The organism is Pseudomonas sp. TUM22785, assembly GCF_028198105.1.
Taxonomy (GTDB): Bacteria; Pseudomonadota; Gammaproteobacteria; order Pseudomonadales; family Pseudomonadaceae; genus Metapseudomonas; species Metapseudomonas solani.
This window is the reverse complement of sequence record NZ_CP116239.1, coordinates 6,722,908-6,738,651: the sequence shown is the minus strand read 5'-3', so window position 1 is coordinate 6,738,651 and position 15,744 is coordinate 6,722,908. Positions and strand designations below refer to the sequence as shown.

Here is a 15,744-nt window from a genome sequence, read left to right as displayed (position 1 = left end):
TTTCGTACAAGGACGCACCTCCATGGCCCAGAACTCCGCCAGCCTGCTTCGTCGCCTCAACCCTTACTGCGCCCGGGCACTCGGCGCTGCCGCCTCGCTGTGCCAGAGCCGCGGCCACGGGCAGATCACCCCCGAGCACTGGCTGCTCAAGTTGCTGGAGCAAGGGGAGGGCGACCTCACGCTGATCGCGCGGCGCTATGAGTGGGACCTCGATGCGCTCTGGCAGGGGCTGATCGACCACCTCGACGGCCTGCCCCGCAGCGTTCGTGACAAGCCGCAGCTCAGCGAAGAGCTTCGGCGGCTGATCAGGGATGCCTGGTTGCGCGCATCCCTGGGCGATGACAACGATCGGCTGCGCTCGCTGCACCTGCTCGGTGCGCTGCAGGAAACCCCCCGCTTGCTCGGCTGCGAGGCCGCCTGGCCATTGCTCAGCCTCGGTGAAGCGCAGTTGCAGCGCTTGCTGCCGTTGCTCGACCAGCACTCCGAGGAGCGCCCGGACGCGCAGCCTAAAGGCGACCTCGACGCGGTCGAGCCGGTGGCCGCAGCCGCCAGGCTCGCCGGGCCGCACGCAACCCGCGGTGGCAGCGACGCCCGGCAGGCATTGCTCGACAGGTTCACCCAGGACCTGACCGCGCAGGCCAGGCAGGGGCATATCGACCCTGTGTTCGGCCGCGACGATGAGATCCGCCAGGTCATCGACATCCTCAGTCGGCGGCGCAAGAACAACCCGATCCTCGTGGGCGAGCCCGGCGTCGGCAAGACCGCACTGGTCGAAGGCCTGGCCCTGCGCATCGCCAACGGCAAGGTGCCCGACAGCCTCAAGCCGGTCAGCGTGCGCACCCTCGACCTCGGCCTGTTGCAGGCCGGTGCGGGGGTCAAGGGCGAGTTCGAGCAGCGCCTCAAGCAGATCATCGATGCGGTCCAGCATGCGGAGTATCCGATCCTGCTGTTCATCGACGAAGCCCACACCCTCATCGGCGCCGGCAACCAGGCCGGCGGTGCCGACGCCGCCAACCTGCTCAAACCCGCACTCGCCCGTGGCGAGCTGCGCACAATCGCCGCCACCACCTGGAGTGAGTACAAGCAGTATTTCGAGCGGGACGCCGCACTGGAGCGACGCTTTCAGATGGTCAAGATCGATGAGCCGGACGACACCAGCGCCTGCCTCATGCTGCGTGGCCTCAAAGCCCGCTACGCCAGCCACCACGGCGTGCACATCGAAGACGCCGCGGTGCAGGCCGCCGTCAGCCTGTCACGCCGCTACCTCTCGGGCCGCCAGTTGCCCGACAAGGCCGTCGACCTGCTGGATACCGCCAGTGCCCGGGTCAGGATGAGCCTCGACTGCGAGCCCCAGGCGCTGGTGCGCCTCGAAGCCCGGCAGGCGGCGCTGGAGCTGGAGTGCCAGGCGCTGGAGGCCGATGGCCGGCTCGGTGCCCAGGCACCCATCGAGCGGCTCGACGCCCTCGCCGAACAGCGCACGAATCTGCTGCTGCAACACCGCGAGCTGGAGCAGCAGTACCGCCGTGAACTCGAACTCAGCCGGCAGCTTCTCGATGCCCGGCAGGAGGAGCCGTTGCAGGCGGGGCGTTGTGCTGCACTGCAACAGCAGCTGGAAGAGGCGCAGGGCGAGCGCCCTCTGCTGTCCCTCGATGTCACCGCGCGCAATGTCGCCGAGGTCGTCGCCGACTGGACGGGCGTGCCCCTCGGCAGCCTGCTCAAGGACGAACAGGCCAGCCTGCTGGATCTCGAACGGAATCTCGGCCAGCGGGTCATCGGCCAGCCGCATGCCCTTGGCGCCCTGGCCCAGCGCTTGCGGGCGGCCCGCACCGGGCTCACCCGCGACCAGGCGCCCCAGGGCGTGTTCCTGCTGGTCGGCAGCAGTGGCGTAGGCAAGACCGAAACCGCACTGGCACTGGCCGACAGCCTGTTCGGCGGTGAGAAGTCGCTGATCACCCTCAACCTCTCCGAGTACCAGGAGGCCCACACCGTCAGCCAGCTCAAGGGCTCGCCGCCGGGCTATGTCGGCTACGGCCAGGGGGGCGTGCTCACCGAAGCGGTGCGCCAGCGCCCCTACAGCGTGGTGCTGCTGGACGAGGTGGAAAAGGCCCATCGCGACGTGCTCAACCTGTTCTACCAGGTCTTCGACCGTGGCTTCATGCGCGATGGCGAAGGGCGCGAAATCGACTTTCGCAACACCGTCATCCTCATGACCTCCAACCTGGGTGGCGACCTCTTGCAGGCCTACCTGCAGGAGCAGCCGGAAGCCACTGACGGCATGCTCCAGGAACTGCTGCGTCCGACCCTGCGTGAGCACTTCCAGCCGGCATTGCTGGCGCGCTTCCAGACCCTGATCTATCGCCCACTGCTGGCCGACTCGCTCAAGCGCATCGTCGGGCTCAAGCTCGCCCAGGTGGCCCGCCGCCTGCACCGCCACTACGGGCTGGACTGCCGCATCGACGATGCCTTGAGCGATGCCCTGGCTGCCGCCTGCCTGCTACCGGACACCGGCGCCCGCAACATCGACAGCCTCCTCGACCAGCAGATCCTGCCGGTACTCAGCCAGCAGCTCCTGCAGCGCCAGGCCACCCGGCAGCACAGCCACGGCGTCACCCTCGGCTACAGCGAGGAGCAGGGCATCACCCTGCACTTCACCGACCCGCATGAACACCCGCACCCGTCACCTGAGGAGGCTTGAGCATGCTCGCTGAAATCCGCACCTTCTTCGATCACAGCCGCCACCGGCTGCGGGTTCGCGACCTCGACGCCGTGCTCGACGTCCTCGCCTTCCGGGGCGAGGAAGCGCTCAGCGAGCCCTTCGCCTACCGGGTGGAATTCACCTCCACCCAACCTGACCTGCCCGCCGAGCGACTCCTGGGGCAGGGCGCCAGCTTCAGCCTCCTGCCGCCGCCCGTGACGGTGCCCTTCGCGGGCATGAGCATCCCGCCGGCCCAGCCGCTGCGCACCCTGCACGGCGTGGTCACGGGGTTCCGCAGGCTTTCCGGCTCCAATGACGAGGCCCGCTACGAACTCACCCTGCAACCCCGCCTGGCACTGCTCGGGCGTGGCCGGCAGTACCGCATCTACCAGCACCTCTCGGTGCCCGAGATCGTCGAGCAGATCCTGCGCAGCGACCGCCACCGCTGGGCCGGGCAGGACTTCTTCTTCGACCTCAAGCGCGACTACCCCAAGCGCGAACAGGTCATGCAATACGGCGAAAGCGACCTGGCCTTCATCCAGCGCCTGTTAGCCGAGGTGGGCATCTGGTACCGCTTCACCGCCGACGAGCGCCTGAACATCGACGTCGTCGAATTCCACGACGACCAGCGCAACTACCGGTTCGGCGTGCAGCTGCCCTATCGCCCGCAATCCGGCACCAGCAGCAGCGGGCAGGATTCCGCCTGGGACCTGCAATCGAGCCACGGCGTGGTGGAAAGCAGCCTGCGCATCCGGGCCTACACCCCGCGTGATGCGGCTGCCTACCTCGATGGCGAGCTCGACCAGACCCGCGGCGACCCGACCACCTATGGCGAGGCCTACCACTACGGCGAGCCCTACATCGAGCTGGACGACCCTCACGCCCAGGACGAAGACCTGCAGAGCGAAAGCGGCTACTTCTATGCGCGCCTCGCCCACGAGCGCTACCTCAACGGCCAGACCCGCCTTGCCGGTACCACCAGCAGCGCCGCCCTGGCGCCAGGCCAGGTGCTCAAGGTCGAGGGCGGTGCGCCCGCCGCTTTCGCACCCGGCGCCGTGATCACCCGCCTGGTCACCGCCGCCGCCCGTGACCGCAGCTTCGAGGCGCGCTTCGACGCCATCCCCTACAGCGACAGCGTCTGCTTCCGTTCGCCGCTGCTGCCCAGGCCCGTGATCGCCGGCACCCTCCCGGCCCGCGTCACCAGCGCGCAGGCCGACGACCTCTACAGTCACATCGACCTGGAGGGCCGCTACAAGGTCAACTTCCTCTTCGACCAGGACACCTGGCCCGCCGGCCAGGAGAGCATGTGGCTGCGCCTGGCGCGGCCCTACGCCGGGGACACCTACGGCCTGCACCTGCCGCTGGTCCAGGGCACCGAGGTCGGCATCGCCTTCGAGCATGGCGACCCGGACCGTGGCTTCATCGCCTTCGCCCTGCACGACAGCCGGCACCCCGACCTGGTCACCCTGAAGAACTACAAGCGCAACGTCCTGCGCACCCCTGCCAACAACAAGCTGCGCCTGGACGACACCCGTGGCCGGGAACACATCAAGCTCAGCACCGAGCACAGCGGCAAGAGCCAGCTCAACCTCGGCCACCTGGTGGACGGGCAGCGACAGAAACGCGGCGAAGGCTTCGAGCTGCGCACCGACGGCTGGGGTGCCGTACGGGCGGGTAGGGGGCTGTACATCAGTGCCGATGAGCAGGCTCGCGCCCAGGGGCAGGTGCTGGCCATGCAGGACACACTCGCCCGGCTGCAACGCGCCGGTGAGGAGATGCAGACGCTTTCCGAGCACGCACAGCTTGCCCATGCCGAGCCGGCCGATGTGCAGGCGCAGCTCGACCTGCTCAGGCAGGACCTGGAGCAGATCAAGTCATCCGTCCTGCTGCTCAGTGCGCCCAAGGGCATCGCCCTCAGCAGCGGTCACCACCTGCAACTGGCCGCGGAACGGAACCTCATCGCCAACGCGGGCAGGGATGCCGCCTTGAGTGTGGTGCGGCGGCTGTTCATCGGGGTGGGGGAGGGCGTCAGCCTGTTCGTGCGCAAGCTCGGCCTGAAGCTCATCGCCAACCAGGGCGCGGTGCAGATCCAGGCGCAGAACGACCGCCTGGAGCTGATGGCACGCCATGGCCTGGAGATCACCAGCACCGAGGATGAAATCCGTATTACCGCCAAGAAGAAGATCGTTCTCAACGGCGGGGGTAGCTATCTCACTCTGGCGCCGGGCGAAGTCGAGTTGGGTAGCGGCGAGTTCATTATCAAGGCACGAGTGAACCGACAAGGGGGCGCCTCGCAGCCAGCCGCGATGCCGGTCATGCCGCCATTGGTGGAGCCCGCAATGGTGCATCAGGACGACGCTGCATTTTCCGGTTAACGCCCTCATTGATTAAGGAGTCGCTATGGATACCAGGAGCTTGGTTCAACAGATCATGGATACAACCAGTACATGGTTGGACGAGCAGCTTCGGTCTGACGGGCGCCAGTCGGAGCCTCAGGCAACATGTAGGCCATTGCTCGGCCATTGGATGGCCGACCCCTCCAGCGCTCACCTGGCGTCTGTCCAGAATTGGTGCCACCCTTTTGGCTCCCGCGCGAACGCGCTACAGCAACTGATACAGCAAGCTAAGGCCGAACGAGGCTATTACCCATTAGGGCGTAACGGCTACTGGCACCTCGGTGTGCATTTCGATGTGGGTACCGCCGGGACGATGGACCAGGCATATGTGCGCTGCCTTGCCGACGGCGAAGTTGTGGCATATCGCATAGATACCCAGTCGCCGTGCACTACCTACCATCTCGATGGCGAGCCAGTAGAGCGAGTTTTCTCGCGAAACTTCGTCTTGGTGCGGCACCGGTTACAGGCTCCGGAAATCTCCGGCGTAGACGATACCCCGCCCAGCCTGACATTTTTCAGCCTGTACATGCACTTGCAGGACTGGGAGCCGTATGCCGAGTCGCCGGAGTTATCGCGCCCTGGCTTTTGGCCCTTGGCTGCCCGCTATCAGGTTAATCCCAATGTCCGCGATACCCATGCGGGTAGCCCCGGTGTTGTAGGACTACGGGTCAGGAACCAAGCGACCCGAGGCAAGGTGATCGGTCTGCTGCCACACGGGACCGCCGTGACCATCAATGGCCAGGGGGATTTCCGCGAATGGATCGATAGCCCAGGTCCTGTGGCGTTGCAGAATCCTGATGGGAGCCTGCGTGGCTATGTAGCCTTCAGCAACCTTCGGCCGAATGCATCCGGTAGCTATCGAGTCCAGCTGAATCAGGACAACAGCACGCTCAACGTTCGTGCCGAGCCAAACGGCAACTTCGAAGTGCTTTTCAAGTTGCCGCAAGGTACCGAAGTGACCATCAGTGGAGAGGGGCAGTTTCGCAAGCTCGAGCGGGTAAACCAGTATCTTCATTACGCATCACTGATGAGCGAGCGTGAGCCTGATGCTCTGGACCGGATACTGGTTCTGGATAAGCCGGTTCCTATTCGTGCGGGCGAGCTTATTGGTCATCTTGGTAACTATCAGGATCTAGAGGATGTAGTACCCCAACAGCAGCTGCACCTGGAGGTCTTCAGTCATGAAGATGTAGAAGCCTTCATGGACGTTAGTCGTGCTTGGGCAAAACACCTGCCAGCCAGCTCAAGGACTTGGCTGACGCTACCCCAAGGCACCTCAGTGGTCCCGCATCAGGAGTACTTCAGTGTCGCTGGCCCCCCCAGCGTTGGAGTAGATACGCCGACCAGCGCTGCTGAACTGCACTTGCCGAAGCAGCAGCTCGATGGTTTGGGGGCCGAGAAGACCCTTCGCATTCCCGCGCGAAACGGTGAAGACGGTTGCACTTGGTATCGTCTCGATGACCTTCTGCACGACGTCGAGGGCTTACTGCTCAAGGGATGGGTGCGGGTCGAAGACAACAATGCTCAGTGGCATAGCCCCTGGGATTGGAGTGGCTATGCAGCAATTCTCAATGGCGACAGTCTGGAAAGCTGCCAAGCCTACGCATTGAAAGTGCAGGGCATTTTGCCCAGTGAGAAAGATCGTGCTCGTGCCGCACAACTGGCCGATCTCTCAGATCGGGGCCCGATTCGAAACCGTCTGTTCGATCTAATCGGTCGAGGGCCTAACCCTGGTGAAGTGATGAGTGCCGAACAGCTGCAGCAGGCCCTGCGCTTGCCGGCACAAGCGCAATCCGTTTCCCGTCTGGCGATATATAGCGAAAGCGACTGGTACTGGAGACCGGGTAAGTGGGATGTTCTGGATGATCTCTATGGTCATCGAAGTTTAGCTCCGCATATCAACTGGTTGGCGGAGAAAGAGCGGATTGAGAGTTTGAGTTGGTGGCACGCGGTCGCACCGAATTTGGCCCTGCCGACCGATGGGCAGGTTTGGCATTTAAATCCTATAAGTATCATTGGGCTTTTGAGCGAAAAAAGACATCCAATTATTAACTTGAATGGGCGCAGCGTTGAGTTGGATTTCTTAGGGATTTACAAGGGGCATGATATTAACGATGGAGATATAAGATTAGCTGCAGAAGACTTAGGCTGTGAGCCGGGGTTAATTTATGCTATCGCCAAGCAGGAGTCCTCGAAGTCTTCGTTTGTTGTAGTGGATGGCGAGATAATCCCGTCCATTTTATTCGAAAGGCATTGGTTTAAAAGAATTGCCAAAGATGTGTCTGTTGAGATGGCTGGGGTAGATATATATGGGTCGCCTTATAAGCGTGCAAGAAGAATTGATGGCCAGTACATAGAGGTGGGCACGGGGGCGGTGCTGTCTGATAGGGATGTTTATGGGCCATCAGGAAGGGCCCAGTACAGCAGGCTTATTGGCGCCTATGAATTGGATCAGGATGCTGCGTTACAGTCCTGTTCGTGGGGAAAATTTCAGATAATGGGGTTCAACTATAGGAGTGCCGGATATGAAAGTGTCAAGGATTTCACTATGGCGATGTCTCTTGGTGACGCTGAGCATATAAAGGCTTTTCTGAGTTTTGCCAAAAAAAACTCCACGTTACTTCGTGGGCTTAGAGAGAAGAATTTTGATTTGATTGCTGAGGGGCATAATGGAGCTGGGTGGCGGCTAATAAATCCTGATTATTCCAGTAATATTGAGCGATATTATAATGAATATCATAAGTAGTGCTTTTTATAAATTGGTTGTGATTTTGGCTTTGTTTGTAGGGCTTGGGGCCTTTAATAAGGTGAAGGCATCCTCATTGTGTTTGGGTGATGAAGTTATACAGCTTTCATTTAAAGTCGCTGATGCGGAAAAATTTGTCTCTCTATGCGAAGGACGTAATCAAGGATATTTGGTTTATCGTCTTGGTGTGCCTGGGGATATTGAAGAGCAGTATCCAGAGCAGCTGAATAGTGAGTCTTGGAGAGGTTTTTATTTCTCAGGCTATTCACGGGGTGGAGGTGTGGCAAACGATGCAATGGGGGACTACTCCTTGTCATTCAATCGGCGTGGAGTTAGTTACACTGTTTTCCAAGGCTGGAGGCTAGTTGAAGGTAGGTATGAGATTGGAGTCGTAATTGGCTCTGGAGGGACGAGGAGACTTTTAAGTGGTGCTAAGGAAGAGCAAGTCGGCTCCCTTGTTAGGTTAGATGGGAAGGCTATGTTAAAGAATAGGTGGTAAGTGATTTTTTGAGCAGAGAGTTAGAGGGTTGGGCAATTTTTCAATTAGTTGTGTGCGCATTTTTATTAAGGCTGTGATGGTTCTGGACATACAAGCAATCAGGCGTATGAGGGGGAGAAGTAAGTGCTTGATGAATGCCACCACTGATACTGGGGTTGTGGTGGGCAAGGGGGGCATGAGTTGGCTGTGATTTCTTGTGGGTATGGGAGTTGGTGATTAAGTTATGGCGGTGTCTTTAAGTAGCGCTAATGAAATATGCCGATAATTAATTTCCCTGAAGCTGTAATTGGTGATCTGGGGATATAGATATATGTCAGGCCGAGACTGAATTGGTGGTTCGGTTATAAATTGTACAGCTCAGCTGGGTAGCTCTTGCATATCTATAAAAATCCATTGTAGGTAGTGAGGTATATGTTTTTCGCAAAGATTATAAGTTCGGTGGGCGGTAAATATTCCTCGATGACCATGCGAGTGTTGTGCCCGGTCATGACATGTTTAATGAGGGTGAGATGAGCTCAGAAATGAGGTCTGCTCCAGTAGTTTTTCGCATAAAAGGGATTGCCTTGAGGTGTCTAATTTGCACTGGACGCTCTGGGGTTATTTTGTGGCGGTCATCCTTATCCTTTGCTAAGCAGTTGCCGCGATGGAGTGGATTTGAGAGCTTGCCTAGTAGCCGGCTGCGGGTATAGAGATGTCGCTAGTGTTGTGAAGTGTCTTCCATTAGATAAATAGGTGGTGCGTACTTTTCGGGTGGGGTCGCAGTTACATATGTTTGGAAGAGCTGTCGATTTATGACCCAAGTTACGTTGGTGGTTTAGGGTGGATGTATTTCCCCATTGCGTGGAAGTTCTTGTGGTCGTTCTTACATTATCTGAAGACTGTCTTGTTAACGCTATGTAATGAAGTGAGTCGCTTTTCGCGTATTAGATTAAGTAGGATTTAAAATGAGTGGAGTCATTCGCTTAGGCGATAAAAACACCGGTGGTGGGGCCGTTCTGGCGGGCTCCGCTGAGATGATCTGCAATGGTATCGGCGTCGCCAGAGTCGGCGATCCGGTGAGCTGCCCGATTCCAGGCCATGGCCCAACGGTGATTGTGGAAGGCAATCCGAACTTCTGTGATTCGGGACTTCCGGTGGCCTTCCATGGGCACCGGTGCGCTTGTGGTTGCTCTCTCTTGTCGTCTCTCCCGCATGTAAAGGCTATCTGATCATGGTGGTCAGACTGGATGAGATTCCCGCTCCAGCTCCGCAACCTGCGCCACCGCGCCTCTGGGTGTGGCTCGGGCTGCTGCTGATCTGTGATGTGCTGGGGGTGTGCCTGGTTCTTTGGCTGGCTGAAAGCTCAATGACAGAGGAGCCTGGATATTTTTGGTGGCACTCCCTCGGGTTACCTCTCCTGGCTTGGTGTGGGCTGGGTGCGCTTCGGGCCCTGGTGTTCACCTTGCAGAAGGGGGCTGCCGATGGATGGGATGCCGCTCGCGAGGAAGATCGACTGAGCAAGGTTAATCAGGGGCGACGTTCGCAGCAGGTCCTGGTTGTCAGCTTGCATACCGCTCTACGCGATGAGCAAGTTGAGGACATACGTGCGCAGCAGTTGAAGGCCCTGCAAGGCAAGGTCAGTGCTCTACGTGCACAAGCGTCTTGGCAAGGCGAGAGCGCGGTGCGCCATAGCCGTTTGCCGATTGGTGAGATGGAGCGTTCTGTAGATGTGCTGCAGCGGCTTTTGTCGCAGGTCTTCGCTGACATGTCTCAGGTTTTGGCATCGTTCCCGCCTGACCTTCCCTTGGCTTTGCATCTGGACGTCAATACCAGCCTATCGGACAAGGTAATTGTGGAGGCTTGGAAGCAGGCGTGGGCTGGGGCTGGTATTCGGCGAGCATTGCAGGCGACAGAGGGCAACGGATTAGCAGTGATTGATCAGTGGTTGGATCATCGCGCCAACGATCAGGCGCTATTGATGATCATTGCTTTTCAAGTAGCGCCCGGGGTGGTTGAAGAGTCGACCGAGGCAGTGGTGGGCATGCTGTTCGGTAGTGGCCCATCGCGAGTCTCCCCTCATCCTCATGTCTACTTGCATCGTCCTGAACAGGAGCGTGAGCCCTCGACCGATGGGTTGGTTAGCTCCATCCATCAGGCTCTGAACTGGGCTCAGATTGGGCCTGGGTCTCTCGACGGAGTCTGGCTGTCGGGTATTGATCATCAACGCCAGGCTGATGTTGGGACGGCATTGGAGCGATTGGGTGTTCCAGCCACGCCCCAAAAGGGCCAACACAATCTCGACACCATCCTTGGGCGCAGTGGCAAGGCGGCACCTTGGCTAGCGATTGCGGCAGCTGCCCAGGCGATTCAACTGGAAGGCCGTCCGCAGCTGACCCTTTGTGGGGATGGCACAGGTTCACCAGGACTGTGGTGTACGGCGATTCGACCGATTGCTGTCGATCTTCAGGGATAGATGTTCATGAAATTGCTGTGGATGAAAGTGTTGCTTTGGGTTGTCGTGTTCGCAGGCATTGGATTGCTTTTGTTGCTCTGGTGGAAGCCCTCCCTCCTGGGGATCATTGCTGGTAGTGCCGCGCAGAGCATCTGGCTTTGGAGTGCAGCCGCTGTCACCTTGTTGGTGCTTCTCGCCGAGGTAAGTTATCGCGTGGCAGGCTGGCATCTTGGACATTCGTTGTATCGCCGGGATCATGCCGGCGAGGCCTTATCGGAGCCTCAAAAATCTGACGTTCTTGGTGTGAATGGGGAGGAAGCTCGTCAATATCTGCGCCACAACCTCGGCTTCTTCTGGCGCCGCCGTACTCGCCTGCTACTGGTGATCGGCGAGCCTGATGAGGTAGTCGCCATCGCCCCCGGCCTGGCCGAAAAGCAGTGGCTGGAAGGTGAGGGCGTGGTGCTGTTGTGGGGCGGTGCCGCCCAGGATGCCGCCGCTGCCACGTGGCTGGAGCAGTGGCGCCGGCTTCGTCCGCAGCGTCCCCTGGATGGCATCGTCTGGGCGCTCAGCGAGCAGCAAGCCGCCGACCCTGACTACCTGGGCCGCTACCAGCGTCAGCTGCGGGACATGGCGCGGCGGTTGCGTTGGCAGGCGCCGCTGCACCTCTGGGAGGTTCACCGCAGCGAGTGGGAGCAGCCGGCCACCGATGCCGCAGTGGGTTGCACGCTGTCTTCTCGCGCAGCGCCGGCGCAGGTGGAAAGCCATCTGGGCCAGTTGCTACAGCCGTTGCGCGAGCAAGGCCTTGCCCGGATGCAGGCCGACAACCGCCATGACTTCCTCCTGCGCCTGGCCCAAGGGCTGCGGAACGAAGGCATCGCCCGCTGGCGGCGGGTCTGGGAACACTTGCAACGCAGCCCCGGGGTGATGCCGCGCGGGCTGTGGTTCAGCCTCGCGCTGCCCGGCACGGCGAGCAGCGTGGAGCACCAGTGGCTGCCACACCCGACCTGGCGCGGCATCTTGGCTGATGCAGGTACGGGTGGCCGGCCGCATGGCTGGACCTGGTCGCGTACCGCCAGCACCGCCCTTCTCGGCCTGGCCGCAATCTGCGGAGTGGGGATGCTGGTGTCCTTCGCCGGCAACCGCGCGCAGATCGCCGAGATGCAGGCCGTCCTGGCCACCCTGGACCAACCCCGTGAGGGCGACGAGCAACTGCTCGCCCTCGAGGCACTGGTTCATGAACTCGATCGCCTCGACCATCGCGCACGGCATGGCGTGCCCTGGCACCAGCGTTTCGGCCTGAGCCGGAACGATGGCCTACTCGCGGCCCTCTGGCCACGTTACGAGGCCGCCAACAACCGGCTGGTCCGTGACCCCGCTGCGGCGGGCTTCGAGCGCCAGCTGCGCGCGCTGCTCAGCCTGGCGCCGGGCAGCCCGGAGCGCGCCGCCCGTGCCCGCGATGCCTACGAGCCGCTCAAGGCCTATCTGATGATGGCGCGCCCGGAGAATGTCGATGCGGCATTCCTCGGCAAGGCGCTGGCCGCCGCTGGGCCGACGCGGGCCGAGATCGACGCGGGCACCTGGCAGGACGTGGCCCCCAACCTCTGGCGCTTCTATGCCGAGCACCTGGGTGCGCATCCCGGCTGGCGCATCAATCCCGACCTGGGGCTGGTCGCCCGGGCCCGTCAGCTCCTGGTCAGCCAGCTGGGCCAGCGCAATGGCGAGTCGACCCTCTATCAGCAGGTGCTCGACGCCGTGGCCAACCAGTACCCGGCTCTGGGTCTGCAGCAGATGGTGGGTGATACCGATGCGCAGCTGCTGTTCTCCACTGCCGCTGAAGTGCCCGGTGTCTTCACCCGCCAGGCTTGGGAGGGCGGGGTGCGCAAGGCCATCGAGGAGATCGCCGCGGCGCGTCGGGAGGAGATCGACTGGGTGCTCAGCGATGACCGCAGCCAGATCGCCGCCGAGCTGACCCCCGAGGTGCTGCGCGAGCGCCTCGTCGGGCGTTACTTCCAGGAATACGGCCGGGCCTGGCTGGACGTTCTCAACAGCTTGCGCTGGCACGAAGCCGGCAGCCTTGCCGATGCCGTCGACCAGCTCACGTTGATGACCGACGTGCGCCAGTCGCCGCTCATCGCCCTGGTCAACACCCTGTCCTACCAGGGCCAGGCCGGCACCCGTACCAAGGCCCTGGGCGACTCGCTGCTGCAGTCAGCGCAGAACCTCATCGGCCAGGACCCGGCGCCGGTCATCGACCAATTGGCCGGGCTGCCGAAAAGCCCGCTGGACGAAAGCTTCGGCCCGTTGCTGGCCTTGCTCGGCAAGGCGGCCGAGCAGCCGGGCAGCGACGACAGCCTCAGCCTGCACGCCTTCCTCACCCGGGTGACCCGGGTACGCCTTACGCTGCAGCAGGTCAGTGCCGCCCCGGACCCCCAAGCCAGGGTCCAGGCCCTGGCGCAGACCGTATTCCAGGGCCGCAGCATCGACCTCACCGACACCCGCTCCTATGGCAGCCTGATCGCCGCCAGCCTCGGCAGCGAGTGGAGCGGCTTTGGCCGCGCGGTATTCGTCCAGCCGCTGGAACAGGCGTGGCAGCGCATCCTGCAGCCCTCTGCCGCCGGGCTCAACGGCCAGTGGCAGCGAGCCATAGTCGGGCCCTGGAATGGCGCCTTCGGCGGCCGCTACCCCTTCGCCGCGAGCGCAGCCGATGCCTCGCTGCCCATGCTCGGGCAGATGATCCGCTCCGACACCGGGCGCATCGACCAGTTTCTCAGCCGGCAACTGGGCGGCGTGCTGCGCAAGGAGGGCAACCGCTGGGTGCCCGAAAGCGCCCACAGCCAGGGGCTGCGCTTCAATCCCGACTTCCTGGAGGCGATCAACCAGCTCACGGCCCTGGCCGATGTGCTCTACACCGACGGCGGCATGGGCATCGGTTTCGAGTTGCGGGCCAAGCCGGTGCGCGACCTGGTGCAGACCACCCTGACCCTCGACGGCAATCGCCTGGCGTACTTCAACCAGCGGGAGCGCTGGCAGCGTTTCGACTGGCCCGGCATGGCCGACCACCCCGGCGCCCGGCTGAGCTGGACCCACGCCAAGAGTGGCGAACGGCTGCTGGGTGACTACCCCGGTACCTGGGGGCTGATCCGCCTGCTGGAGCAGGCCCGGGTCACCCCGCTGGACGACAGCGAAACCCGCTATCGGCTGCTGCTCGAAACCCCCGATGGACTGGGGCTGACCTGGCACCTGCGCACCGACCTGGGCGCCGGCCCCCTGGCGCTCCTGCAGCTGCGTGGTTTCAAGCTGCCGGCGCAGATTTTCCTCGACGGCGGTGGCGCCGCGTTACCGCTGGCGCACTACGGAGACCTGCCATGAGCCTGTCCGCACTGATCGCCAATTGCCTGGGGCAGCGCGATGCCCTGGTCCTGGCGCGCCGCCAGGCGCCGGAGTGGGAGCCCTGGCTGCAGCCCCTCGGCAAGGACCTGGCGGTCGGCAAGGACCCAGGCTATGACGATGACTTCCAACGCATGCGCGATGAGGTCAACAAACTCTCGGGGGCCGACACCGAACTGGTCGTACAGCTGGCTGAGGTGCTGCTCAAGCGGCGCTGCAAGGACCTGCGCGTGGCGACCTATTACCTCTGGGCACGTATGCAGCGGGACGGCGAAGCGGGCCTTGCCGATGGGCTCAACCTGCTGGCCGCGCTGCTGGAGCGCTTCGCCGACGACATCCTGCCGAGCCGCGCCACCAGCCGGCGCATGGCCCTGGAGTGGCTGGCCAGCGCCAAGGTGCTGGATGGCCTCGCGCGCTATCCCGAAGTGGTGAAGGTCGAGGCGGAGCGCACCGTCGCCGCGCTGGCCTGGCTGGACCACGGGCTCCGGGCCTGGCCGGAGGAGCAGCGACCGGCACTGGGCGCGCTCTATGCCGCGCTGTCGAGCCGCCTGGCGCAGTCCGGCGGGGTGGATGCGCTGGTGCCGCAGAACAGCGCGGCTCACGAGGCGGGCCGGCAGGCTGCCGCGCCGATGGCCACCATCAGGTCCGGGCGCGACCTGCTCGACAGCGGTCGCAGCCTGGCCGGTTACCTGCGCGAGCAACCCCAGGGCTGGCTGGCGGCGCACCGGCTGATGAAAAGCCTGCGCTGGGACACGGTGCACCAGCTGCCCCCGGCGGAGGGCAGCGGCAACACCCCGGCTCGCGCCCCCGCGCAGCGAATACCGGGCGCAGCTGAAGCGGCTGCACCTGCAGCAGAGCTGGAGCGAATTGCTCGACCAGGTCGAGCGCATCTACGCCGAAGGGGTGAACCACTTCTGGCTCGACCTGCAGTGGTACCTCTGCCAGGCGTTGAGCCGGCAGGCGGCGCCCGAGGATGGCTGGGCCGATATCGTCAAGCGCGACCTGGGCATGCTCCTCGACCGCTTGCCGGGCCTCGAGTCCCTGCGCTGGAGCGACGGCTCGCCGTTCGCCGACGAGGGCACCCGCAACTGGATCGCCCAGCATGTCAGCGGCAACCAGTCGCCCCAATGGCTGCCCGCACCCGCTGCTCCGGCCTCGATGGACGCCGACATCCTCGAGCTGGAAGGCAAGGCCTTGGCCCAGGCCGACAGTGAAGGCGTCGAAGCCGCGATCGCCTGGCTCGGCGCGCGGCCAGGCCCTCACAGCGGTCGCCAGCGCTGGTTGCTGCGCTTGCTGATGGCGCGGGTCGCCGAGCAGTGTGGCAAGACCGACCTGGCCATTCACCTGCTGGCGGAGCTGGCAGCCACGGTGCAACGCCAGGCCCTGGCCGAGTGGGAGCCCGACCTCGCCTTCGAGGTGCAGGCGCGCCTGCTCAAGCTGCTGCGCCTGAAATCCCAGCGCACCGACGTGGACAAACCCGCCCTCGGGCGCCGCAAGGAGGCGTTGCTGGCCGAGCTGGTCAGCATCGACCCGGTCCGCGCGGCGGTGCTGTGCAACTGAGCCTTGATCGAGACAGGAAACATGCTTGTG

Annotated in this window: 7 protein-coding genes and 1 pseudogene; all 8 read left to right on the top strand. The window is 62.7% G+C overall.

Going from position 1 to position 15,744, the window contains the following annotated elements:
- Positions 1–22 precede the first annotated feature (22 nt).
- The 8 genes and pseudogenes from tssH to tssA all read left to right on the top strand — a co-directional run bounded on the left by tssH (position 23) and on the right by tssA (position 15,714).
- The gene (gene tssH, locus PI990_RS30410) at positions 23–2,695 is read left to right on the top strand and encodes a type VI secretion system ATPase TssH (RefSeq protein ID WP_271659384.1); all 2,673 of its coding nucleotides are present in this window, start codon (positions 23–25) and stop codon (positions 2,693–2,695) included.
- Positions 2,696–2,697: 2 nt separating this feature from the next.
- Positions 2,698–5,070, top strand: a complete 2,373-nt coding sequence (locus tag PI990_RS30405; RefSeq protein ID WP_271659383.1) for a type VI secretion system Vgr family protein — start codon at positions 2,698–2,700, stop codon at positions 5,068–5,070.
- A gap of 25 nt (positions 5,071–5,095) precedes the next feature.
- Positions 5,096–7,837, top strand: a complete 2,742-nt coding sequence (locus tag PI990_RS30400) for an N-acetylmuramidase domain-containing protein (RefSeq protein ID WP_271659382.1) — start codon at positions 5,096–5,098, stop codon at positions 7,835–7,837.
- On the top strand, positions 7,821–8,336 hold the full coding sequence (locus tag PI990_RS30395) for a hypothetical protein (protein ID WP_271659381.1): 516 nt from the start codon (positions 7,821–7,823) through the stop codon (positions 8,334–8,336). The genes PI990_RS30400 and PI990_RS30395 overlap by 17 nt, the downstream gene beginning before the upstream one ends.
- A gap of 944 nt (positions 8,337–9,280) precedes the next feature.
- Positions 9,281–9,544, top strand: a complete 264-nt coding sequence (locus PI990_RS30390; RefSeq protein WP_173176919.1) for a PAAR domain-containing protein — start codon at positions 9,281–9,283, stop codon at positions 9,542–9,544.
- Positions 9,502–10,788, top strand: coding sequence for a hypothetical protein (locus PI990_RS30385; protein WP_271661389.1), 1,287 nt, complete (start codon positions 9,502–9,504; stop codon positions 10,786–10,788). Before PI990_RS30390 ends, PI990_RS30385 begins: the two co-directional genes overlap by 43 nt.
- A gap of 6 nt (positions 10,789–10,794) precedes the next feature.
- On the top strand, positions 10,795–14,136 hold the full coding sequence (locus PI990_RS30380) for an ImcF-related family protein (RefSeq protein WP_271659380.1): 3,342 nt from the start codon (positions 10,795–10,797) through the stop codon (positions 14,134–14,136).
- Positions 14,133–15,714: pseudogene (gene tssA / locus PI990_RS30375) on the top strand (type VI secretion system protein TssA). The gene PI990_RS30380 and the pseudogene tssA overlap by 4 nt, the downstream one beginning before the upstream one ends.
- Positions 15,715–15,744 lie beyond the last annotated feature (30 nt).

What these genes read in the sequence shown, in the direction of transcription:
- PI990_RS30380 (WP_271659380.1), top strand. Translation starts at nt 10,795, where the DNA reads ATGAAATTGCTGTGGATGAAAGTGTTGCTTTGGGTTGTCGTGTTCGCA.
- PI990_RS30405 (WP_271659383.1), top strand. Translation starts at nt 2,698, where the DNA reads ATGCTCGCTGAAATCCGCACCTTCTTCGATCACAGCCGCCACCGGCTG.
- PI990_RS30400 (WP_271659382.1), top strand. Translation starts at nt 5,096, where the DNA reads ATGGATACCAGGAGCTTGGTTCAACAGATCATGGATACAACCAGTACA.
- tssH (WP_271659384.1), top strand. Translation starts at nt 23, where the DNA reads ATGGCCCAGAACTCCGCCAGCCTGCTTCGTCGCCTCAACCCTTACTGC.
- PI990_RS30390 (WP_173176919.1), top strand. Translation starts at nt 9,281, where the DNA reads ATGAGTGGAGTCATTCGCTTAGGCGATAAAAACACCGGTGGTGGGGCC.
- PI990_RS30395 (WP_271659381.1), top strand. Translation starts at nt 7,821, where the DNA reads ATGAATATCATAAGTAGTGCTTTTTATAAATTGGTTGTGATTTTGGCT.